Origin of the sequence: Nonomuraea sediminis (assembly GCF_018531495.1) — a bacterium.
GTDB classification, from domain to species: domain Bacteria; phylum Actinomycetota; class Actinomycetes; order Streptosporangiales; family Streptosporangiaceae; genus Nonomuraea; species Nonomuraea sediminis.
Map to the genome: position 1 here is coordinate 317,503 of NZ_JAHDTI010000007.1, position 21,267 is coordinate 338,769.

Consider the following 21,267-nt stretch of genomic DNA (forward strand, 5'->3'; position numbering starts at 1 on the left):
TTCAGCCCTCCAGCCCGATCAGCCCGCCGAGCCCGCGCGTGGGGGAGCCGGCCAGCCGGGTGTCGTCGACGAACATCCCGTCGCGCATCGAGACCAGCCGATCGGCGGTGGCCGCGACCCGCTCGTCATGCGTGACGATCACCAGCGTCTGCCCCGCCGTACGCAGCTCTTCGAAGATCCGCAGCGCCTCGAGGGTCGCCGTGGTGTCCAGGTTGCCGGTCGGCTCGTCGGCCAGGACAACCAGCGGTTCGTTGACCAGCGCGCGGGCGACGGCGACCCGCTGACGTTGCCCGCCCGACAGTTGCGACGGCAGGTGCCGGGCGCGGTCGGCGAGCCCGAGTCGTTCAAGCAGCAGGCTCGCGCGCCGTCTGGCCTGGCGGCGCGAGCGTCCGGCCAGCAACGCGGGCAGCTCCACGTTCTCGGCCGCCGACAGCTCCTCCACCAGATGGAAGGCCTGGAAGATGAACCCCACCGCTCGGCGCCGCATGCGCGCCAGAGCTCGCTCGCTCAGCGTGTCGATGCGCCGCCCGGCCACCCACACCTCTCCATCGGTAGGCCGCTCCAGGCCACCCAGCAGGTGCAGCAGAGTGGATTTCCCGCAGCCGCTGGGCCCCATCACCGCCAGCATCTGTCCCTGCGGCACCTCCAGGTCGACCTCGTCCACCGCGCGGACCCGGCTCTGCCCCTGACCATGCGTCTTCACCAGGCCGCAGGCCCGGACCGCGGCACCTGACACGTTCATCCACCCTCCTTGGACCAGGCCCGCTCACAGGCATCCAGCCAGCGCAGGTCCGCCTGCAACCGCAGCACGACCCCTTCCAGCAGCAGGCCGGCGCCTGACCCCGCCGGCTCGGCCAGCGCCGCCTGCTGCGCCTCACGCAAGCGGCGCAGCAACTCACGGCGCTGCGCGGCCACCAGCTCCACCGGGTCGGCCAGCCGGGCCGCGGCGGCAGCGGCGAGCTTGAGATGAAACTCCGCCAGGTCCGGTTTCGGCCAGCCCACCTCGGCCAGCCAGGCGGCCACCCGTTGCTGCCCGGCCGGCGTCAGCGCGTAGACCTTGCGCTCGGGCCGCTCGGGAAGCCCGTCCGCCGGCTCGTAGACGACCAGCCCGGCTTTTTCCAGCCGAGCCAAGGTCACATAGATCTGGCCGGGGTTCATCGACTCGCCCAGCGGGCCGAGAGTCTGCCGCAGCCGGGCGCGCAGGTGGTACCCGTGCGACGGTTCCTTGGCGAGCATCGCCAGCACTGCGTCCTGCACTCCATCCCCCTAACGGCTAGCCAATAGATAGCGGTTAGCCATACAAGGTGTCAAAAGGGGCCGGCTCCGGTCGGCCGGGCAGGTCCTCGCCCTCAGGTGGGGGATTACCGCTTACCCTGCATAAACAAGCCCACGACCTGCGGTGCTGCAAAACCGGGGCCGCAGTTGCCCTCGCACCCGAGAGCCCGAAGCCGTCCGTCAAGGAGACCGCGATGACGACTCACAGCGAGCTGCCCGGCGACGCCGCGCGCGCCATGGAGGAGATCGCCGCCGCGGTCGGGAGCGTGCCCGAAGCGGAGCTCGACGGGATCGTCGAGGAGTTGCTCGCGGCCCGCCGGATCGCCTGCTACGCACCAGGCCGGGAAGGCCTGGTCCTGCGCGGCCTGGTCATGCGGCTCTTCCACGCCGGGCTCGATGCCCACTACGTCGGCGAGATGACCTGCCCAGCGGTGGGGGAGGGCGACCTCGTCGTTCTCTCTTGCGGCCCGGGCCACCTCGCCACGGTCGAGGCGCTGGCCGGTGTAGCGGCGCAGGCAGGCGCCCGCCTGCTCTACCTGACGGCCCAGCCCCACAACCCACCGGCCGGCCGCGCTGATCGCGTCGTCCACATCACGGCCCAGACCATGGCCGACGACCAGGCCTCGACGGCGGTGCTACCCATGGGCAGCGCCTACGAGATCGCTCTCTTCGTCCTCGTCGACCTGATCACCAACCGAGTCCGGTCACGCCGCTCGGAATCGCCCGAGACCCTACGCTCCCGCCACACGAACCTCGAGTGAACGCGGCGGCCGGCCCCGTCGTCCGCATATGCCGACTCAGAGCCGACCGGCACACGGGCGCAATGGCCCGCTGGAGCCGGGGCCTGCCGTGCGTGGTCGCGAGCGGGGCTCGCACGCGGTGGCTCGCCGTCGCCGTGATCAGTGGGTCACCGCATGCCGCCGTCGGGTGAGCGGACGGTGGGGATAGCCTGGCAGGGTGAGTGTTCCCGCTGGTGGCTACACCTTCGGTCCGGAGTCCGGTCGGCTCCTGGTCAAGACGACGCGTACCGGGCTGGGAGCCAAGGCCGGGCATGATCTCACCATCGAGGTCACCCGCTGGGGTGGTGAGGCCACGGTCGACCCGGCCGATCCGGGCGGCTGCTCGGTGGTGGCCGAGATCGACGCGAGGTCGTTCGAGGTTCGTGAGGGCACCGGAGGCGTCAAGCCGCTCACCGACTCCGACAGGGCGGACATCAGGAAGAACATCCAGCAGAAGGTCCTCCAGGCCGACCGGTACCCGGCGATCACGTTCCGGTCGACGCGGGTGGAGGGCACTGCGGCGGCGTTTCGCATCGAAGGCGAGCTGACCATGGCCGGGGTCGCCCAGCCGGTCTTGGTGACAGGCCGGCTGGGCGACAGCCGTGCGCGCGGTTCCGCGACCGTCACCCAGAGCAGGTGGGGCATCAAGCCCTACTCGGCGTTCTTCGGCGCGCTCAAACTCAGCGACGACGTCGAGGTGGAGTTCGACGTCGCTCTGGTGCCCAAGGCGTGAGCCGGCGATCCATGGCGGAGACGGCGGTGTTCCGCCTGCTGCTGTGAGGGTAGCCGCCCGTGCATGGTTATCTGCGGACGCTACCGGCTGCTGTGCACCATCGGCCAGGGCGGCATGGGCACGGTCTGGCAGGCGCACGACGAGGTGCTCGGCAGAGACGTGGCGGTCAAGGAGGTGCTCCCGCCGCGCGGCCTGAGCGAGCAGGAGCGCGAGATGTTCAACGTGCGCACCTTCCGCGAGGCCAGGGCTGCCGGCCGGGTCTCCCACCCGGGCGTGGCCACGGTTTACGACGTGGTGGAGGAGCGCGGCCACCCGTGGATCGTCATGCAGCTGGTGCCCTCGGCCACGCTGGGCGAGCGGGTGCGTGAACACGGCCCGCTGCCGGTGCCTCAGGTGGCGTCGATCGGAATACAGGTGCTGGAGGCGCTGCACGCCTCCCACGAGGCCGGCGTCGTGCACCGTGACGTCAAACCCGACAACGTGCTGCTGTCGGAGGACGGCAGGGCCGTGCTGACCGACTTCGGCATCGCCACGACCGAGGACGAGGTCCCGGTGACCAGGACGGGCGAGCTGGTGGGCACACCGGCGTTCATGGCGCCCGAGCGTGCCGCGGGAGGCAGGGCGCGGCCCGCCTCGGACCTGTGGTCGCTGGGCGCCACGCTCTTCTTCGCCGTGGAGGGCCAGTCACCCTTCCGCCGTGAGACGGCGCTGACCACGCTGGGCGCGGTCCTGCACGCCGAACCGCCCCCGATGTCTCGCGCGGGCGCCCTCGCGCCGGTCCTGTCGGGCCTGCTGCGCAAGGACCCGGTGGAGCGGCTGACGCTGCGCGAGGCCGAACGCCGCATCGCCGCCGTCGTGGCGGGCCACCCTCTGGAGCCCACCGGCCCGGTTGCCGAGGAGTCCCGGCAGCGGGTGAGCGGGCCGGCCGTACCGGTGCGGCGTCGAGTGGCATGGGCCGGCGCGCTGGCGGCGGGGACGGTCGTGGTGGCGCTGGCAACCGGCACGGCCGCGTGGCTGTACGGCCGTACCGATCCGCCGCCCGTGCTCCCGTCGTCCCCCGCGGTCGTCACGAACTCCTTCACCGCCACCGTCCGATCCACCGCCACGACCTTCCCGGCCACGCCGTACCCCACCACGCCGCCATCCACGATCCAGTCCTCCCACCCCGTACGGCCCAGCACCACCGGAACCACCCCTGCCCCCAAGCACACCCCCAAGAAGACCAAGACCAAGAAACCCAAACCCACCGCCACTGAAAGCACCGACCAGGTCGAACCCTCCGACGGATGAGCGAAAGACCCAAGGTCGCCTGACCTGGATGAGAAGAAGGCCTTTAGGGCGCAGGAAGGAGACCGTAAGGGCCGATGGCGAAGGTGGAACCACTCCAGAGAAACGACGAGAGAGGGACCACGGACATGTCGACCCCCACCGCGCAGTACGAGCTGGACCGCGACTTCGACGCCCCGCGCGAGGACGTCTACAAGGCCTGGACCAACCCCGAGCGCTTCGCCCGCTGGTTCGGGCCCCGCGCCTACGCCACCCCGGCCGACCGGGTGCACCTGGACGTGCGCCCCGGCGGCCGGTGGGAGGCGACGCTGGTGTCGGGCGACGGGTTCGAGGCGACGCTGCAGGGCGCCTACCGCGAGGTGCGGGCTCCTGAGCGGCTCGTGTTCACCACCGGCGACCCCGACAACCCCGGCGACGGCCCCGCCTCGGTGGTGACGATCGAGTTCGCCGCCACCGGCACGGGCACCCACATGCGCTTCCACCAGTACGGCGTCAACACCACCCAGGAGCACGCCGAAGGCGCCCGCGCCGGCTGGACCGAGTTCTTCGACCGCCTGGCCGAGGAGGTGGCCTAGCGCTCCAGTGACACATCGCTCTATTCCATCGCGAACAGCTCGAGCGCGATGCCGTCCGGGTCGCGGAACGACAGCACGGCGCCGAACGGCGAGTCGACCACGGGCGAGCACGTGACGCCGAACTGCTCGAACCTGCGCGCCCATGCGTCGAGCACCGCGCGCGAGGGCACCGCGAACGCGAGGTGGTCGATGCCCACCCTGCGGTGGTCGAAGCCGTCCTCGCGCACATCAAGGTGCTGGGTGAAGCCGACGACCGCGAGGCTGTCGTGCAGGCAGATGGTGCGCAGCCAGCGCTCCTCATCCATCGTGGCGTACTCCTTGAAGTCGAGGACCTCGGTGTACCAGCGCACGCTGGCGTCTCTGTCCTTCACCGACAGCGAGATGTGCGAGACGCCCGTGAGCTCGGACATAGACCTTGCCTCCTTGACCTTGCCGGACAGAATGGACACCGCACTTTCTCAGAGCGGGACTCAACCAAGCAAGCATTCGGTTGGCGGAAGGCTCGCGATCAACCGGCGCCGGCAGCTCGCTCTTATCGACCGCTATTGCCGTTGGCTCTTCCTAGGACAGGCCGAGGGGTCACGGCTGGTCGATCATCGCCCGGTCGGGGTCGTCGATCGAGCGGAGGACTTCCTCGGGCACGATCAGGTCGGCGCGAGACCGGGTCGTGGCGATGAGGTCGGCGTTGCGCTGGTCGGTTCCCAGTACCCAGGCCACCGCCGTGTCGTGGTCCTTGCCGAACAGCTTGTGGCGGGCGATGAGGCGGGCCACGCGCTCGTCCCTGGCGAGTTCGCAGTACCAGACCTCGTCGAGCTGTTCCCCCACGCGAGCCCAGTCGCCCTGGTCGAGAAGCAGATAGTTACCCTCGGTGACGATGAGCCTGGCGGCGGGCGGGATCGGGATGCTGCCCGCGATCGGCTGCTCCAGGTCGCGTTCGAAGGCGGGTGCGTAGACCACCTCGTCCGCGTCCTGGTGGAGGCGGCGGAGCAGGGCCGTGTAGCCGGCGGCGTCGAAGGTGTCGGGGGCCCCTTTGCGGTCGCGCCGCCCCAACCGGTCGAGTTCGACGTCGGCGAGGTGGAAGCCGTCCATCGGCACGTACGCCACCCAGTCCAGTGATGGCAGGGGAGTGCGCCGCAGCAGGGCGACCAGGTGCTGGGCGAAGGTGCTCTTGCCGGACCCGGGTTCGCCCGTGACGCCGAGCAGCGCGCGGCGCTCACCGAGGACGAGCGAGCGGGCCCGGTGGGCCAGTTCGTCAAGAGTGGTCATCGTGTCCGGCTGGTGATGAAGGTGTGGGCAGGTCCTCGCCATCGGACCACAGGTTGCGCCAGATCGCCAGGTTGTCGGACAGACCCTCCGGCCGGACGGATCACTGGCTTCATTGTTCCGAGATTTTGCAAAAAGATGGGCCCGCACCCCTGTACGGGGTGCGGGCCCATCTGATCGTGCTATGTGCCGGGTTAGGCCGGGACGATGTTCTCCGCCTGCGGGCCCTTCTGGCCCTGCACGACGTCGAAGGACACCTTCTGGCCCTCGTGCAGCTCACGGTAGCCGCCGTTGGCGACGATGTTGGAGTAGTGGGCGAAGACGTCGGCGCCGCCGCCGTCCTGCGCGATGAAGCCGAAGCCCTTTTCAGAGTTGAACCACTTCACAGTTCCGGTAGCCATGTCGATCTCCTTGAAGATAGCTGCTGAGACGGAAGTCGCTCCGTACGACTTCCGTGTCGCCGCGATGAGCCCATCCGGAGGTGACCGGCAAAACGAAAACACGCGCCTGACGAGCGAACTCCGTCGGGGCGCGCACAAGTCTTTTATGGGTACAACAACTGCAACACTCACACGGTAGCACGTAGCCGGGTGGCTCTGCCCTGCGATCGGCCTCGGCGGCACCGACAGGCGTACGATGAGGCCATCGAGGACGTTCTGAAATGCCCGACAGGTATGTTGGCGTGACCCTCGGTGACAAGTCGGCCTCTGAGAGGCTGAAGATGGGCGGCACGTCATGATGCCGAACCACGACCATCCGTTCCCCCCGCTGTCCGCTGACGTCCGGCTCCTGATGGAGCCGACAGGATGCCGCGAGGGAATTCTGGACGGGGCCTGGTGGCCGAGGTCCCGCGATCTACGCCGGGAACTGCCTGGGCTCATCAACGCGCTGCAGGAGAGTGTCGGCCCGATCCTGCGTGCCCGGGTCGACCCCGGCGCCTGGGACGACCGTCCGTCGAGCCTCGTGATCGATGGCAGGTTTCTCCGGATCGGTGAGTCTCCCTCGCCCGAGGGGACGATCCGGGTCATCCGCGGCGACCAGGATGCCTTCCTTCTACTCGTGATCCCCCCGGACACTGCTCCACGGGTGGCGGTCGCGGCCATGTCGGCGGTGGCAGGTCCCACCAGCGACATGAGGGCACAGGAATTCCCGCGCCGCGAGGCCGTCCGCCACGTGCGCGCCTACGACGACGCCGACCAGGAGGACGTGCTCGCGCTGATCAACGCGGATCGCCTGCCCGGACAGGCCCCGTGCACGGCGAAGATGCTCGGCGACGCCGTGGAGGGCGTCTGCGCGAGCGATCCCATCCGGTGGGCCGAGCTCGAGCGGCCGCGCACCGAGGTGATGACCGACGACGACGGCGAAGTGGTCGGCGTGATCTCCTCCACCACCCGGGTTCGCGACGACGCCGGGCTGATCCTGTGGCTGCACGGGCGCGAACTCGTGACCGTGATCGAACCGCTCGTCGGCCACGTGCTAGGCTGGCTGGGACCTCGGCCCGCCGTACAGGCGTTCAGCATTCCCTCCGCCCTGACTCCCGGGCTGGGCGCGCTGCCGTCACGGCGCCGCCCGGTGACCTGCAAGGTTCTGGAGCACGCCGGATTCGCCGGCCGGGGGTCCTGGCACTACCTGCACCGCGACAGGGGCGGTCTCATCCTGGTGCCGACGAGCCCGCTCGTGCGGGTCGAGCCCAGCCTGACGCCTCCCGGCTGGTGGTTGACCATCCGGGAGCAGGATCTGGCCGTGGAGGCGGTCGTCGAGACGCCCGTCGACGGGGTCGGCGTCCTGTGGTGGCTCGGGACGGACCTGGCGCACGCCGACGCCACGCTCGACCAGGCACTGCTGGACCAGGCCATGGCCGTGCTGTACACGCACGGCGCGCACGAAGTTCTCCTGTACGCCGAGGGAGAGCCCTGCCGTCCCCACCCGGGATGGTCCCTGTTCGACTCGGCCGGATTCACGGAGGTGGACCACCTCATGGCATACGAACGGAGCTAGGACCCAGGGCTGAGAGCCCTATCTAGATCGGGTGGAATCCCATGAGCACCATCGACACCGGCCCGCCTGCCACGACGACCGTCCGGCTCACCGGCGAGATCGACATCTTCACCAGCGACGCGCTCCGTCAGCGACTGCTGAGCGTGCTGGACTCCTGTACGAGCGTGCTCGTTCTGGACCTTTCGGAAGTCTCGTTCTGCGACACCGCCGGTCTTGGCGCGCTGGTCGGCATCCAGCACCGCGCCCGGGGGCAGGGCATCACCGTCACCCTGGCCGCGCCGCAGCCGTACCTGGTCAGGCTGCTGCACATCACCGGCCTGGACCGCAGCCTGCCCGTCGTCCCAGCCCAGCGCGGTCCGCGATAGGTCCACTTCTGCTGGAAGATCGGCTGCGTCCCTTCCTGGAAGTCGGCGATTGGATTGACAGGCAAGTGACGGCTTGCCTATTGTCGCGGCATGGGCGATGTCTTCAAGGCCCTCGCCGACCCCACCCGGCGAACCATCCTCGACGAGCTGACCGAGCGCGACGGCCAGACCCTGTTCGAGATCTGTGTCCGCCTGACGAGCCGGCATCAGCTGAGCCTGACCCGGCAGGCCGTATCCCAGCATCTGGCGGTGCTGGAGGAGGCCGGGCTGATCACGACGCGCAAGCAGGGGCGGTACAAGTTCCACCACCTCGACACCACTCCTCTGGCCGCCATCTTCGAGCGGTGGCCGGTCACCAGGAAAGGACAGCAACCGTGAAGATCTACGTCACCAGTGTGTTCGTGGACGACCAGCAGAAGGCCCTCGACTTCTACACCGAGGTGCTCGGCTTCACCAAGAAGCACGACATCCCGCTGGGCGGACCCCGGTGGCTGACGGTCGTCTCGCCGGAGGACCCCGAGGGCACGGAGCTGCTGCTGGAGCCGGACGGGCATCCCGCGGTCAAGCCGTACAAGGAGGCGCTGGTCGCCGACGGCATTCCGGCCGCCTCGTTCCAGGTCGCGGACGTGCAGGCGGAGTACAAGCGGCTGCGCGGGCTGGAGGTGACGTTCACCCAGGAGCCGATGGAGGCAGGGCCGGTGACCATGGCGGTCTTCGACGACACCTGCGGGAACCTGATCCAGATCGTGACCCCGGCCTAGCGTCGAGGGCGACGGGCTTCACGGCACCTTGACCGACAACAGCATCGAGGTCACGGCGAGCGCGAACGCCGGCACCAGCGCCCAGCGCAGGAACTGGTAGCCCACCTCCTGCTTCACCGTCATCGTGCCCAGTGATGAGCCGATCTGCTGGTAGACGCCCTCCAGCGAACTCCTGGTCTCCGCGCCGTAGGCCCTGCCGTGGGTGCCCTCGGCCAGAGAGCGCAGCGTCTCGAGGTTCGGCGGCACCGGCACCGGTCGTCCGTCGATCTCGACGGTGCCGTCCTGGGTGCCGAAGGCGATCGTGGACACCGGCACCTTGGCCTGGGCGGCGGCGCTCATCGCATCGACCACGAGCCGGCCGGAGGTGTTGTCGCCGTCGGAGAGCAGGATGATGGCCGCCGGAGGCGGATTGCTGGCGGCCTGCTGGTCGAAGGAGCGGATCGCCTCCAGGCTGGAGAACACCGCCTCACCGATGGCGGTGCCCTGGCCGGTCTTGAGCGCGTCGATGCCCCTGATGACGGCCGTGTGGTCGGCCGTCGGCGACACCAGCACCGACGCCGTGCGCGCGAAGGACACCAGCCCCACGTTGAACCGATCCGGCAGATCGGCCACGAATCGCTTGGCTGCTTGCTGGGCCGCGCCCATCCGTGTCGGCGCCACGTCGGCGGCCGCCATCGACAGCGACACGTCGATCGCCACCATGATCGTCGCACGGTCGCGTGGCACCTTCACTGTCGCCGCGGGCCGGGCCGCCGCCACGATCAACAGCCCCATCATCACCACGAACAACGCGGCGGCCACATGCCGCCCCCAGCCCGGACGGCTCGGCATCACCAGGTTGAGCAGCGCCAGATTGGTGAAACGCACCGTGTAGCGGGGCCGCAGCACCTGGGCCACCACGTAGGCGACCACGACCGCGGCCAGTACCGCGAACATCCACAGCCATCCTGCGGACAGGAAGGTCACGACCTCCCCCTCGGAAGCAGTGGGGGGATACTCCCAGTCTAGAAACCTCGCGGACCGACCCTGTCGAGGAGGCCGCGAGGTAGCCCCACTCCACCGTGTTCCGGGGCGCCTCGGCCGCACCCACCACCTCGCGTCGCAGATGCTCCCCGCGGCCGATCGAATCCCTTCTGGTCGGCCCTCGGGTCATCACCGCAACCCCCGGATGGGAAAATGACAGGCATGTCCCCTGAGGGGCCAGGGTTGCGCCTGGCGCGAGCGACCGTCTTCGCGACGGTGTGCGTCGTGGTGTCCGCGGGTGGACATGTCTTCGCAGGTGGCAAGCCGGTGGCACCAGGTGTGCTGATCCTCGGCAGCCTGGGGACGCTCGCGCTGGCATACCTGCTCGGCGGGCGGGAGCGCGGGCCGCAGGTGGTGCTCGGCGCCACCATCGCTGCGCAGATCCTGCTCCACGAGCTGTTCTCCGGCGTCGCGCCCGTCGCCGTTTCGCCTGATGCCCATGCACACTCAGGTCTGGGCATGACGCTCGCCCATCTGGTGGTGGCGGTCGTCACGGGATGGTGGCTGTACCGGGGCGAGAACGCGTTCTGGCTGATGGTGCGGTTGTGGGGGATGCCGCCGCTTCCCGTGCTGCGATGGCTGCTCGTGCTTTCGACCGGAGAGTCGGCTCCGGTACGGCAGGCCGTACCGGAATCCGAGCCGCGGGTGCACTGCTCGTTGGAGTTCGCCGCGGCGGTCCATCGGCGTGGTCCGCCGATGCTGTCACGCGCCCTCTGACGGTCTCAGTCGGCGCGTCCGGCAAGTGGGACGCTCTGGTGGGCGTTCCTCCGGCCACCGTCCATCCGGGGACGGGGTTCTTCAGGAGTTCGCGATGGCATCCGTGCCGCGTTTCATTCGCAGAACAGCAAGGGTGACGCTGCGCTGCGGCATGTTCGTCTCGTCGCCCGCGTCGGCCCACGACCGGCTGCACGGAGTGACACGGCCACCATGTCCGCCGATCTGACCTTCCGCCTGGCCCGCACCACCGCCTTCGCCGTGGTGTGTCTCGGGCTGGGCATGGTCGCGCACCTGTTCGGCGGCGGCGCCGTCTCCGGCAGGGCGGCGGTCTGCGGGCTGGTGCTCGCCTTCCTCACGGCTCTGCCCGTGACCGGCCGCGAACGCGGCATGAACGTGATCCTGCCGCTGCTGGCGGGTGTGCAGATCTGCCTGCACCTGCTCTTCTCCACGGCACCAGTCCTTGCGGTGCCGGGGAGCCACCTGCATTCCGGCCTGATCCCCGGGCTCGGCATGCTGGTGATGCACGGTTGGGCCGTGATCTTGACGGCGCTGTGGCTGGCTCGCGGTGAGGCTGTTCTCTGGGCGCTGCTGCGCCGTCTGGTGGTACGGCTGCGCCTCCTGCCGGTCTGGCACGGCGCGATCCCGGCTCCGCCCGGGGCCGGGGACGCGAGCCGGTGTGTTCCGGCGGTTCTGCGCTCGGCGCTGCTGCGTCACGCGATGGGCATGCGCGCCCCGCCGCCTGTCTCCCGCTGATCCCAAGGCGCCCACTTACCGCCGGTGCCGGCTTTCGTCATGCCCGCACCCCCAACCGGAGTACCCCCATGCCCACTATCAGCGCGGCCGGCCTTCGCCTGTCAGCGGTCAGTTGCCGCCACGGCAGGCTCGCGGCCGTTGACCGGGTCGACCTCGACCTGGCCCCCGGCGACCACCTGGCCATCACCGGCACCAACGGTTCGGGGAAGAGCACGCTGCTGCGTGCGGTCCTCGGCCTGCACCGCGACACCTCCGGCCTGATCGAGGTCGACGGCGAGCAGGCCCGCAGCGGAGCCGACTGGGCCCGCCGCCGGGCACAGGTCGCCTGGATCCCGCAGCGGCAGGCCCGCGGCGGCGCGCAGGAACCCGCGAAGCCGGGCGGGCTGAAGGTGGTCGCCGCCTCCAACTGGGAGGCCGCCTTCGCCAAGGCGGCGGGCGCCACCGACATCACGGTGATCGTCCCGCCCGGGGTGAAGCACGCGCCCGACTACGACCCCAAGCCCTCCGACCTGGCCAAGGTCGCCGAGGCCGACGTCGTGCTCTACGCAGGCTTCGAAGGGTTCGCGGGCAAGCTCAAGGACGCCGCAGGATCCACGGCCAAACTGATCGAGGTGTCCCTGGACAACGCCCCCGGCAAGGTGAAGGCCGAGGTGCGACGGCTGGGCGGCGCATTCGGCACCGCCGACGCGGCCGAGAAGTGGACGGAGAGCTTCGACACCGAGTACGCAGCGCTCAAGCAGAAGGTCACCACCGCCACCAAGGGCACCACGCCGGTGATCGTCTGTCAGGCGTTCGTGGCCTGGGCCGCCGATCTGGCCGGTGCCCGGCCCGCCGGGGTGTACGGCCCGCAGCCGCCGACCGCGGGACAGATCGCCGACCTGGCCGCCAGGAAGCCGCAGCTGATCCTGGACAACTCCGCCATGCCCGGCGGCGACGCGCTGACCAACCTGCAGGCCAAGCGGGTGGTCATCGACAACTTCCCCGACCAGGGCCTCGACCTGATCGCCATGTACCGGGCCAACGCCGATGCCATCGTCGCGGCCCTCGGCTGACCCGTGGACATCGTTGGCGGCGGTCCCCGCGACGAAAGCCTGCACTTCTTCGGCAACCTGCCCGACCCGGTGCCGACCGGCACCTTCATGACGACGCTCAGGGAGCACATATGACCCTCACTTCACCGGAAGGCACATCCGTCCAGCTCATCATCGGCGGGATGACCTGCGCCGCGTGCGCGGCACGGGTGGAACGCAAGCTCAACCGGATGGAAGGAGTCGCCGCGAGCGTCAACTACGCCACCGAGAAGGCGACCATCCAGGCCGGTGACGCCACACTCGAGGAGCTCATCCGGGAGGTCGAGCGCGCCGGGTACAGCGCCGAGCCGTACACGCCGCACACCTCGGACGCGCCGGACGACGCCGATGACCGGCGGGTGCGGATGCTGGGGCGGCGCATGGTGGTCGCCGTCGGGCTGGCCGTACTGCTGGCGGATCTGTCCCTGGGGATGGCGTTCGTGCCGGCCTGGCACTTCCCCGGATGGGAGTGGGTGCTGGTCGGCCTGACCCTCCCTCTGGTGACGTGGTGCGCGTGGCCGTTCCACCGGACCGCGCTCAGGGCCGCGCGGCACGGCACCACCTCCATGGACACCCTGATCTCGACCGGGATCATCGCGGCTACCTGCTGGTCGCTGTATGTCATCGCCTTCCCGGCTGACGCCGGGCCCGCTCCGTCCGGTCTGTCGGCGCTGCTGACGGCGCCGGGCGGTGCGCTCTACTTGGACGTCGCCGGCGGGGTGACGACGTTCGCGCTGATCGGGCGGCTGCTGGAGGCCCGGGCGCGGAGATCTTCCGGCGCGGTCCTGCGCCGGCTGGCCGAGCTCGGCGCCAAGGATGTGAGCGTCCTGCGCGCCGACGGGAACGAGTACCGCATCGACGTGGCCGACCTGCGGGTCGGTGACCGGTTCGTGGTACGTCCCGGGGAGCGAATCGCCGCCGACGGCCAGATCGAGGACGGGCAGGGCACGATCGACACCAGCGCCATGACGGGCGAGTCGATGCCCGCCGAGGTCGCCGAGGGCGACGCGGTGATCGGCGCGACGGTGAATCTCAGCGGCCGGCTCGTGGTGCGCGCCACCCGGGTGGGCGCCGACACGCAGCTGTCCGTGTGCGCTCGGCCTGGCCATTCCCACCGCTCTCCAGGTCGCCTCCGGCACCGGTGCGCAGCTCGGCGTGTTCATCAAGAGCCATCAGGCCATGGAATCCGCCCGGGCCATCGACACCGTCGTCCTGGACAAGACCGGCACCCTTACCCAGGGCCGGATGAGCGTGGTGGATCTGGTCACCGCCGACGGCGTTCCCTCACGCGACGTGCTCAGGTACGTCGGCGCCGTCGAGGACGCCTCCGAGCACGCCATCGCCACGGCGATCGCCGCGCACGCGCGCGGCGAGCTCGGGGATCTGCCCTCGGTGAGCGAGTTCACCGCCCTGGCCGGACTGGGTGCCCAGGGGACGGTCAAGGGCAGGCGGATCCTCATCGGCTCGGCCCGGCTGCTGGCCCAGCACGAGATCGCCGTTCCCGCGATGCTGGAGCAGGCTCGGACACGCTGGGAACACGCGGGCCGTACCACTGTCCTCATCGCGGCCGACGGCGCCGCCTTGGGGGCGATCGCCCTCGCCGACACCGTCAAGCCTTCGGCCGCCGAGGCGATCGAACGGTTGCACGCCATGGGACTGCGCACCGTGCTGCTCACCGGCGACAACACCGCCACCGCGCGCGCTGTCGCCGCTCAGGTCGGCATCACCGAGGTCATCGCCGAGGTCCTGCCCGCCGACAAGGCCGCCACCATCGCCCGGCTCCAGGGCGAGGGGCAACGCGTCGCCATGGTCGGCGACGGCATCAACGACGCCCCCGCCCTGGCCCGCGCCGACCTCGGTCTGGCCGTGGTCGAGGGTAGCGACGTCGCGCAGGCCGCCGCCGACCTCATCCTGGTCCGCGACGACCTGAACGTCGTCCCCACCGCCATCACCCTGGCCCGCGCCACGCTGGCCACGATCCGAGGCAACCTGGTGTGGGCCTTCGGCTACAACGTCGCCGCGCTCCCGCTCGCCGCCACCGGCCTGCTGAATCCGCTCATCGCCGGGGCCACCATGGCGCTGTCGTCGGTGTTCGTGGTCTCCAACAGCCTGCGCCTGCGCCGCTTCGCCCCGCCTGCCACGACCGGCAGCTACCTCACCGATTACCTGGACGAGCCGGCCGCGGTCTCGGACGAAGCACCGGTCCGTCCAGCGTCCTGAATCTTCGATCCTGGCTGCCTGTTGGCGTATCCGGCGTCTACCTACCTTCCCCGAGTTGCGAATGTGCTGGTCGAAGAGGCTCGAACGGGTCCTTGGGCGGGGGCGAGGCCACGGCGATGTGCGGCCGGCCGGTTATGGGATGCGGGCCGACGTGGGCGCGCACGCCGAAGACCTCCTCGATGAAGGCGGGTGTCAACACCTCCAGCGGAGGTCCCTGCCCGGCGACATGGCCATCGCGCAGGACGACGACCTGGTCGGCATAGGCGGCTGCCTGGTCGAGGTCGTGCAGGGCGGCCAGCAGTGTGAGGCCGAGGGAGCGGATCAGATCCAGCAGGAGGAGCTGGGAGCCGACGTCCAGGTGGTTGGTGGGTTCGTCGAGCACCAGCACCGGCGCCTCCTGGGCCAGCGCGCGGGCGAGCAGGACGCGTTGCCGTTCGCCGCCGGACAGGGTGGTCATCAGCCGGTCGGCGGCACCGTCCATGCCGACCCGTTCCAGCGAGGTCATGACGATCGCCCGGTCGGCGGCGGACTCCCGCTCCAACGGCCGCTGGTGGCTGTGCCGGCCGATGGCCACGACCTCGGCGACGGACAGGCCTTCGGCGACCTGGTTGTGCTGGGGAAGGACGGCGCGGTGCCGCGCTGCCTGGCGGGGCCGCATCCGCCACAGGTCCTGCCCGTCCAGCCGGACCACGCCGCCCGAGGGGCGCAGCGATCGGTAGACGGTGCGCAGCAGCGTGGACTTGCCGCTGCCGTTGGGGCCGACCAGCGCGACGAACTCGCCTGGCCCGGCGGTCAGGTCGACGTCGCTGACGATGGGGCGCGCGTCGATGTGCGCGCTGACCCCGGCAAGGTCAAGCCGCATCGACGCCTCCACGTGCCCGGCGGCGCATCAGCCACAGGAAGAACGGCACGCCGAGCCCGGTCGTGAAGATCCCCACCGGCAGCTCGTTGGGCCGGTCGGCCGTCCGCGCCGCCAGGTCCACCAGCACCAGGAACACCGCTCCGGCCAGCATGGAGGTGGGCAGCACGCGGCGGTGGTCGGCGCCGACGACGAACCGGACCATGTGCGGGATCATCAGCCCGATGAAGCCGATGCCGCCGACCACGCTGACCACGGTGGCCGTGAGCAGCGACCCGACCACCAGCAACCCGACCCGCAGGGTCGCCACCGGCACCCCGATGGCGATGGCCGCCTCCTCGCCCGCCAGCAGGGCGTTGAGCGCGCGGGCCCGCAGCGCCAGCCACGTCATGCAGGCGACGATGACCAGGGCGGGCACGCCCAGGTCGGCCCAGGTCGCGCCGGCGACGCTGCCCATGAGCCAGAACATCATGCCCTGCAGCTCGGTCGGGTTGAGCTGGAGCTGGACGAACGTGGTCGCCGCCGTGCACAGGTAGCCGACGGCGACCCCGGTCAGCACCAGCCAGGAGTCCAGCAGCCGCCCGGCGCGCTGGGCCAGGACGTACACCAGCAGCGCCGACAGCATCGCGGCGGCGAACGCCGCGCCGGTGACGCCGACCAGAGCGGCTCCGCCCAGCGCGGGGACCAGCACGGCGCCCAGGGACGCCGCCGACGACACCCCCAGCACGTAGGGGTCGGCGAGCGGGTTGCGCACCAGCGCCTGCAACGCGACCCCGGCCACCGACAGACCGGCTCCGGCGAGCGCGGCCAGCAGTGCCCGCGGGGTGCGGATCTCCCAGACGACCTGGTTGAGCAGCGGGTCCGCCTGCGCACCCCGTCCGGACAGGTGCGCCCAGACCACCCCCCAGACCTGGCCGAGGGGGAGGTTGACCGAGCTCACGGAGATGCCCGCCGCCAAGGCCGCGACCAGCGCGATGACCAGCCCGGCCAGCAGCAGCCCGGTGGCCTGCCCTGACACCGGATGAGTCCGCGGCGGGCGAATCGAGGTGTCAGTCACCGGGGTGGACCACCTTGGAGATCTTCTCCACGGCCCAGGCGTTGAGCGGTCCGAGATAGACGCCGTCGGAGACCACCGTGTAGGTCTTGGACCTGGACGCGGCCCACTGCGGGTAGGCGGCGAACAGCTTGGCGGCGGAGGCTTCGCCGTTCTCCTCGGGGGTGAACAGGCCGACCACGAGCACGTCCACCTGGGCTGTGGCCAGCTGCTCCCTGTTGAGGGTGCGGGTCATGTCCGAGGTCTGGCCCGCGAAGGCGTTGACGCCGCCGGCGGCCTTGATCACGTCGTCGTAGATGCCGCCCGTCATCACGGCGGGCAGCCCGTTGGCGTTCATCATGGACATGCCGGGATAGGCGATGAGCACCTTCTTGCCGGGCTTCCCCGCGACGCGGGCCCGGACCGCCTCGACGCGGGCGCGCAGCTTGCCGATCAGGTCGAGCGCGCGCTGCTGGACGTCGAACACCCGCCCGAGCAGCGCGATGAACTCCAGCGAGGAGTTGATGGACTGGTTCTGGTAGGCGCGCTTCTCCTCCTCGCTCGCCTCCGGCTTGCCCATCGCGCAGTTCACGGGGTTGACCAGGGAGGTGATCCCGGCGGCGGCGAGCTGCTCGCGGGTGGCGAAGCCGCGCTTGGCGTCGAACCCGCCCGACCACGTGGACACCACCAGGTCGGGCTTCAGCTTGAGCACCTGCTCGGCGGGGACGTCGAAGTTCTTGTTCATGGTCAGCCCGCCGGTCGGCAGCGCCTTGATCTTGGTGATCATGGACGGGTCGTCGGAGACACCGTAGCTCTGGGCGTTGGCCAGGACGGTCTTGTCCAGACCGAGCAGGATGAAGCTCTCCACCTCGCCCACGCTGGTCCCGTTCAGCATCAGGACGCGCTGTGGCGGCCGCTGGAAGGTGACCTTCATGCCGCAGTTGTCGAAGCTCAAGGGATAGCCGGTACGGCCGGCCGAGACGGGCAGCGTAGCGGTGGCGGCAGGGGATCCACCCTCGGCGCCACACCCGCCCAGGGCCACGGCCAGCAGGATCGCCAGGGGATAACGAAGATTCATGGAATGTGCTCTCTCATGACGAGTCGGAAGGAACGCATGCCAGAACCAGCGATGGCGCGCACGCCTGGATCAGCGGCGCGCTTGGGGGATCACGCCGCTGCTGCGGTTCTGGGCTGCCCTTCCGGGGGTCCCCGGAGCACCCGGGCGTATCGCAGGAACAGCCGGATGCGCGCGGTCTCGTCCTCGCGCGCACGCGTGATCGCGCCCGGACGGGACGTCATCCATCCGGTCAGCAGGAAGAACAGCACCAGCAGCGGGCGCAGCGCCCAGCCCGCCAGATGCCGGACCAGGGCGCACAGGCCCGCCTCCGCCCAGCGCAACCACACGGAGGTCACCAGAACGCTCGCCGCGTGGAGAGCGAACATCCCGAAGCCAGATGCAGGGGTTTGATGGCCCATTCCGGCCATGTCCGGCGTCACCATGTGAGAGCCGGAGGTCTGGCCGAGCAGGATGTGCAGGATGACCTGCGACGCACCCGTGGCGGGCAGGATGCCGGCCAGCGAGCGTTCTCGCCCGGTCAGGGCGATCGCGGGCGCCAGCAGAAGGAGGAAACCGCCCAGCAGCGCCACCGGGTGGAACGTGCCCCCACCGACAAGGTGTCCGAGCGCGGCCAACGCGGCGCACGTGGCGGCGAAACTTGCCGCGCGCACCCATCGCACCACCGAGAACGGACTCATCCCGCCGAGATCCTCCCATACCTCTGCCGCGGTCTACAGGCGAGCCCGGGCGGCCAGCCGTACGGCGAGCGGCGCCCAGGCGGCCAGGGGCACCAGCAGGAACACGGCCCCGGCCATGCGCTGGTCGGCGACGAGGTCCGGCACGCCAGGCGGCGCGGCCAGGGCGAACCAGTCCGGTGCGACCTTCGGTCCGACCAGCAGATACGTGCCGAGGGCCAGGTGCACGGCGGCCATCGACGCCAGTAGCCGGACCCGCGCGGCCCCCGGGAACGGGCGGGGCAGCGGATCGACGCCGACCAGGACCCAGGACACGAGCAGCCCCAGGCAGAGGAAGACCGTCTCGGTGATCAGGTGGGGGGCGTAACCGGCCAACGACCAGGGCAGCCATGCCGTGCCGTACAGGAGGAGGTAGAGCGCTGGGTAGGCGACCAGGAGGACAGTGGGGTGGGTGATCCGCTTTCCGAAGGCGCGCGAGCCCAGGTCACCGTACTGCGAGGCGGTCGTGGTGGCCTGCGCGGCGAGCGTGACCGGAGCGGCCAGGCACAGCAGGACGGGAGCGACGACGGCCAGCGCGACGTGCTGGATGGCGTCGATCGACAGCATCGCCCGCGCGTAGCCGCCGAACCCGGTGAGGAGGACGAGCGCCGTCAGCCCCAGCCCGGCATACCAGGCGACGGTACGGCCCGGCGGCCACGCGGGCAGCCTGTGCACCCCGACCAGGTAACCGGCGGCGGGCAACGCCAGCAGCAGCACGACCAGCGGATCCAGGCGCACCTGGCTGATCAGCGCGCCTGTGGAGAAGGGCGCCAGCGCGTACTCCAGGACGAGGTGTTCATGGCCACCGCCGTCGCCGGGCGGCGGCGGGGTGCGGGACAGGCCCACGGCCAGACCCATGGTCGCCACCATCACGGTCACCTCGCCCGCGGCCAGCCGGGCGAAGGTGTGGCGCACGCCGCGGTCGGCGATACCGGTGACCGTGCGGTCGCGGTGGTTCCAGCCGAACCAGGCGAGGATCGCCAGGGCCGCGACCTTGGCCAGGACGAGCACGCCGTACCTGCTCTGCCACAGGTCCGACGGCGTGTTCAGCCGCACCCACGCGCTGACCACGCCGGAGAAGGCCACCGCGGCGAAGCAGCACAGGGCGATCGTGCTGAACCTGGGCAGCACCACGGTCAGATCCTCGGAGCGGCGGAAGCAGACCAGGACCGCGCCCAGCCCGCCCACCCAGAGCGACACCGCCACCAGGTGCGCCATCAGCGCGGAGATCGCCAGATCGTGGTCGCCCGCCGAGGCGGCGTGGCCCACGTAGACGGGCGGGAGCAGCCCGAACACAGCGACCACCAGCGGGATCCACCGGGGCAGCCGCCGCACGAGCGTGGCCGCCGGCACCACGACGGCCACGGCCGACACCACCCGCAGCGCCTGCGTCTGCGGCAGCGACGGGCCGTAGGCCAGGACTTCGGGCTTGGCGAGCAGCTCGGGCACCGGAATCGGGAGGAAGTCCGACAGCGTCAGCACGTAGCTCAGCAGCGCGGCGAGCGCCCAGCCGAGCGCCCACCGGCCGCCCGCGCGCAGGCACCTGGCGGACTCCGGCGAGCCGGCCGGAGCCAGCACGGCCGCGGCGAGCAGCGTCCCCACGCAGGCGACGGCGCACACGTCATAGATGAACCGCGCCAGCGGCAGGCCCCAGTCGGTCAGGTCCCGCGGTGGGCAGCCCGGCGATCTCCGGCACACCCGCGCCACCGCCGAACCCCAGCACGACGACCAGCGTGACGACGCTCGCGCCCAATGCGGCACCGACCCTCATGGCGGATTGCTCCCGTGTGGCGATGGTCACGCCGGCCGCTTGGCGAGGTCGGCCAGCGTCGCGCGGTGCTCGGTGATGATGCGGTCCGCCAGCTCGCGCGTCGGCCCGTGCCTGCCCGCCGCCTTGACTGCTTCGGCCATCTGGATGCCGTGCTCCAGCTGCGTGGACAGCGCCGCCATCCACCGGCGATCGAACCCCGGGCCCGCCCGCAGTTCCGCGCCTACCTGCGCGACCGGGACCGGAGGCGGGGGTGCCTGCCAGGAACGCAACCACGCCGACATCGTCGCGATGTCGGCTTCCTCGGCAGGAACGAGCTTCGCGCTCAGGCCGCGGACGTAGGCGCTTTCGCCACGTCCCGACGCCAGCTTGGCCAGCTGGATGGTCTGGCGGTGGTGGACGATCATGTCCTCGCTGAAGCGCACGTCCGCCTGGTCGTGATCGGCGGACGAGCCGCACGCGACCGTCGTCATCAGGCACACCGCGGCAATGGCGGTCTTCCATCGCATGAACGGGGATACGCGCAGTGCGGCACGGCGGTTCAAGGTGGTGAACGCTCCTGCGTCCGTGGCGCGGCTTTGATCGCGCGCGGCAGCGTCACGGCCTCGGCCGGGTACTGCCGGTGCCCGCCGCGCGTCCGGTCAGCGCGTCCAGCACCCGGATGTGCTCGGAGGGGACGGCCACGTCCAGGGTCACCTCGTCCGCGATGGTCAGCGTGAAGGTGAAGAAGGAGCAGCACCCGGTTTCCCTGGCCGCCAGCTCGGCCGCCCGGGCGGCGGTCTCTGGATGGCGGGTCAGGCCCAGCCGCAGCAGTTCCGGCCGCGGCCAGGTCACCGACAGTACGGCCTGCGAGAACAGGGCATCGAACTCGGCGACTCGCAGCGGCTGCTCCTCGGTCGGCAGCGTGCACGCCTGCGGCACCCACGATGGGAGGTCCATGCCTCGACGTTAAGCCTGTACCCGGTACCGCATGCAAGCCCCATCGTGGACGTAGCCG

At 70.6% G+C, this 21,267-nt stretch carries 25 protein-coding genes and 1 pseudogene; 13 read left to right on the plus strand and 13 right to left on the minus strand.

What is annotated here, in order from left to right; all coding sequences use genetic code 11:
• Nucleotide 1 precedes the first annotated feature (1 nt).
• The gene (locus tag KIK09_RS29970) at nt 2-742 is read right to left on the minus strand and encodes an ABC transporter ATP-binding protein (protein ID WP_214322740.1); all 741 of its coding nucleotides are present in this window, start codon (nt 740-742) and stop codon (nt 2-4) included.
• Entirely contained in the window at nt 739-1,257 is a 519-nt protein-coding gene (locus tag KIK09_RS29975) for a PadR family transcriptional regulator (RefSeq protein WP_214322741.1), read from the minus strand. The genes KIK09_RS29970 and KIK09_RS29975 overlap by 4 nt, the downstream gene beginning before the upstream one ends.
• Before the next feature lie 212 nt (nt 1,258-1,469).
• On the opposite strand from KIK09_RS29975, the gene KIK09_RS29980 reads away from it, so the two are divergent.
• The 4 genes from KIK09_RS29980 to KIK09_RS29995 all read left to right on the plus strand — a co-directional run bounded on the left by KIK09_RS29980 (nt 1,470) and on the right by KIK09_RS29995 (nt 4,649).
• Entirely contained in the window at nt 1,470-2,036 is a 567-nt protein-coding gene (locus KIK09_RS29980) for an SIS domain-containing protein (protein WP_214322742.1), read from the plus strand.
• Between the two features lie 196 nt (nt 2,037-2,232).
• Nucleotides 2,233-2,787: a YceI family protein gene (locus KIK09_RS29985; protein ID WP_214322743.1), complete on the plus strand. Its 555-nt coding sequence runs from the start codon at nt 2,233-2,235 to the stop codon at nt 2,785-2,787.
• A 63-nt stretch (nt 2,788-2,850) separates the two neighbouring features.
• On the plus strand, nt 2,851-4,077 hold the full coding sequence (locus KIK09_RS29990; protein ID WP_214322744.1) for a serine/threonine-protein kinase: 1,227 nt from the start codon (nt 2,851-2,853) through the stop codon (nt 4,075-4,077).
• Nucleotides 4,078-4,202: 125 nt separating this feature from the next.
• Nucleotides 4,203-4,649 carry an SRPBCC family protein gene (locus KIK09_RS29995; protein WP_214322745.1) on the plus strand — a complete coding sequence of 149 codons (447 nt, stop codon included), beginning with the start codon at nt 4,203-4,205 and terminating at the stop codon, nt 4,647-4,649.
• A gap of 20 nt (nt 4,650-4,669) precedes the next feature.
• On the opposite strand, the gene KIK09_RS30000 is transcribed toward KIK09_RS29995, so the two are convergent.
• From KIK09_RS30000 to KIK09_RS30010, 3 genes are all read right to left on the minus strand, one after another.
• Nucleotides 4,670-5,059, minus strand: a complete 390-nt coding sequence (locus KIK09_RS30000) for a VOC family protein (protein ID WP_214322746.1) — start codon at nt 5,057-5,059, stop codon at nt 4,670-4,672.
• A gap of 169 nt (nt 5,060-5,228) precedes the next feature.
• Nucleotides 5,229-5,915 (minus strand): nucleoside/nucleotide kinase family protein, encoded by a 687-nt coding sequence (locus KIK09_RS30005; protein ID WP_214322747.1) that lies wholly within the window; start codon nt 5,913-5,915, stop codon nt 5,229-5,231.
• A gap of 191 nt (nt 5,916-6,106) precedes the next feature.
• Nucleotides 6,107-6,313 carry a cold-shock protein gene (locus KIK09_RS30010; RefSeq protein ID WP_214322748.1) on the minus strand — a complete coding sequence of 69 codons (207 nt, stop codon included), beginning with the start codon at nt 6,311-6,313 and terminating at the stop codon, nt 6,107-6,109.
• Nucleotides 6,314-6,647: 334 nt separating this feature from the next.
• Here KIK09_RS30010 and KIK09_RS30015 point away from each other — a divergent pair, with 334 nt between their 5' ends.
• The 4 genes from KIK09_RS30015 to KIK09_RS30030 all read left to right on the plus strand — a co-directional run bounded on the left by KIK09_RS30015 (nt 6,648) and on the right by KIK09_RS30030 (nt 9,036).
• Nucleotides 6,648-7,910: a DUF5994 family protein gene (locus KIK09_RS30015; protein WP_214322749.1), complete on the plus strand. Its 1,263-nt coding sequence runs from the start codon at nt 6,648-6,650 to the stop codon at nt 7,908-7,910.
• Nucleotides 7,911-7,951: 41 nt separating this feature from the next.
• Entirely contained in the window at nt 7,952-8,275 is a 324-nt protein-coding gene (locus KIK09_RS30020) for an STAS domain-containing protein (RefSeq protein ID WP_214322750.1), read from the plus strand.
• A gap of 90 nt (nt 8,276-8,365) precedes the next feature.
• On the plus strand, nt 8,366-8,653 hold the full coding sequence (locus KIK09_RS30025; RefSeq protein WP_214322751.1) for an ArsR/SmtB family transcription factor: 288 nt from the start codon (nt 8,366-8,368) through the stop codon (nt 8,651-8,653).
• Complete coding sequence (locus KIK09_RS30030; protein ID WP_214322752.1) at nt 8,650-9,036, plus strand: VOC family protein; 387 nt, start codon at nt 8,650-8,652, stop codon at nt 9,034-9,036. Before KIK09_RS30025 ends, KIK09_RS30030 begins: the two co-directional genes overlap by 4 nt.
• 18 nt (nt 9,037-9,054) lie before the next feature.
• On the opposite strand, the gene KIK09_RS30035 is transcribed toward KIK09_RS30030, so the two are convergent.
• Nucleotides 9,055-10,002 carry a VWA domain-containing protein gene (locus KIK09_RS30035; RefSeq protein ID WP_214322753.1) on the minus strand — a complete coding sequence of 316 codons (948 nt, stop codon included), beginning with the start codon at nt 10,000-10,002 and terminating at the stop codon, nt 9,055-9,057.
• 219 nt (nt 10,003-10,221) lie between these two features.
• On the opposite strand from KIK09_RS30035, the gene KIK09_RS30040 reads away from it, so the two are divergent.
• From KIK09_RS30040 to KIK09_RS60165, 5 genes and pseudogenes are all read left to right on the plus strand, one after another.
• The gene (locus KIK09_RS30040) at nt 10,222-10,776 is read left to right on the plus strand and encodes an MFS transporter (RefSeq protein WP_214322754.1); all 555 of its coding nucleotides are present in this window, start codon (nt 10,222-10,224) and stop codon (nt 10,774-10,776) included.
• 210 nt (nt 10,777-10,986) lie between these two features.
• Nucleotides 10,987-11,529 carry an MFS transporter gene (locus KIK09_RS30045; protein ID WP_214322755.1) on the plus strand — a complete coding sequence of 181 codons (543 nt, stop codon included), beginning with the start codon at nt 10,987-10,989 and terminating at the stop codon, nt 11,527-11,529.
• A 68-nt stretch (nt 11,530-11,597) separates the two neighbouring features.
• Complete coding sequence (locus tag KIK09_RS58060) at nt 11,598-12,581, plus strand: metal ABC transporter solute-binding protein, Zn/Mn family (protein WP_250573969.1); 984 nt, start codon at nt 11,598-11,600, stop codon at nt 12,579-12,581.
• Nucleotides 12,582-12,742: 161 nt separating this feature from the next.
• Nucleotides 12,743-13,633, plus strand: a pseudogene (locus tag KIK09_RS60160) (P-type ATPase actuator domain-containing protein); the annotation flags it as partial.
• A gap of 73 nt (nt 13,634-13,706) precedes the next feature.
• The gene (locus KIK09_RS60165; protein ID WP_308164388.1) at nt 13,707-14,819 is read left to right on the plus strand and encodes a heavy metal translocating P-type ATPase; all 1,113 of its coding nucleotides are present in this window, start codon (nt 13,707-13,709) and stop codon (nt 14,817-14,819) included.
• Between the two features lie 37 nt (nt 14,820-14,856).
• Here the strand turns inward: KIK09_RS60165 and KIK09_RS30060 are convergent, their stop codons facing one another.
• The 7 genes from KIK09_RS30060 to KIK09_RS30090 form a co-directional block, all read right to left on the minus strand.
• Nucleotides 14,857-15,681: an ABC transporter ATP-binding protein gene (locus tag KIK09_RS30060; RefSeq protein ID WP_214322756.1), complete on the minus strand. Its 825-nt coding sequence runs from the start codon at nt 15,679-15,681 to the stop codon at nt 14,857-14,859.
• Nucleotides 15,671-16,735 carry a FecCD family ABC transporter permease gene (locus KIK09_RS30065; RefSeq protein WP_214322757.1) on the minus strand — a complete coding sequence of 355 codons (1,065 nt, stop codon included), beginning with the start codon at nt 16,733-16,735 and terminating at the stop codon, nt 15,671-15,673. Before KIK09_RS30065 ends, KIK09_RS30060 begins: the two co-directional genes overlap by 11 nt.
• The gene (locus KIK09_RS30070) at nt 16,728-17,789 is read right to left on the minus strand and encodes an ABC transporter substrate-binding protein (protein ID WP_214322758.1); all 1,062 of its coding nucleotides are present in this window, start codon (nt 17,787-17,789) and stop codon (nt 16,728-16,730) included. Before KIK09_RS30070 ends, KIK09_RS30065 begins: the two co-directional genes overlap by 8 nt.
• 89 nt (nt 17,790-17,878) lie before the next feature.
• The gene (locus KIK09_RS30075) at nt 17,879-18,358 is read right to left on the minus strand and encodes a hypothetical protein (protein ID WP_214322759.1); all 480 of its coding nucleotides are present in this window, start codon (nt 18,356-18,358) and stop codon (nt 17,879-17,881) included.
• A gap of 141 nt (nt 18,359-18,499) precedes the next feature.
• Nucleotides 18,500-20,200 (minus strand): bifunctional copper resistance protein CopD/cytochrome c oxidase assembly protein, encoded by a 1,701-nt coding sequence (locus KIK09_RS30080; protein ID WP_214322760.1) that lies wholly within the window; start codon nt 20,198-20,200, stop codon nt 18,500-18,502.
• A 99-nt stretch (nt 20,201-20,299) separates the two neighbouring features.
• A complete protein-coding gene (locus KIK09_RS30085) occupies nt 20,300-20,743 on the minus strand; it encodes a DUF305 domain-containing protein (RefSeq protein WP_214322761.1) in 444 nt (147 codons plus the stop codon).
• 124 nt (nt 20,744-20,867) lie between these two features.
• Entirely contained in the window at nt 20,868-21,209 is a 342-nt protein-coding gene (locus KIK09_RS30090; RefSeq protein ID WP_214322762.1) for a hypothetical protein, read from the minus strand.
• Nucleotides 21,210-21,267 lie beyond the last annotated feature (58 nt).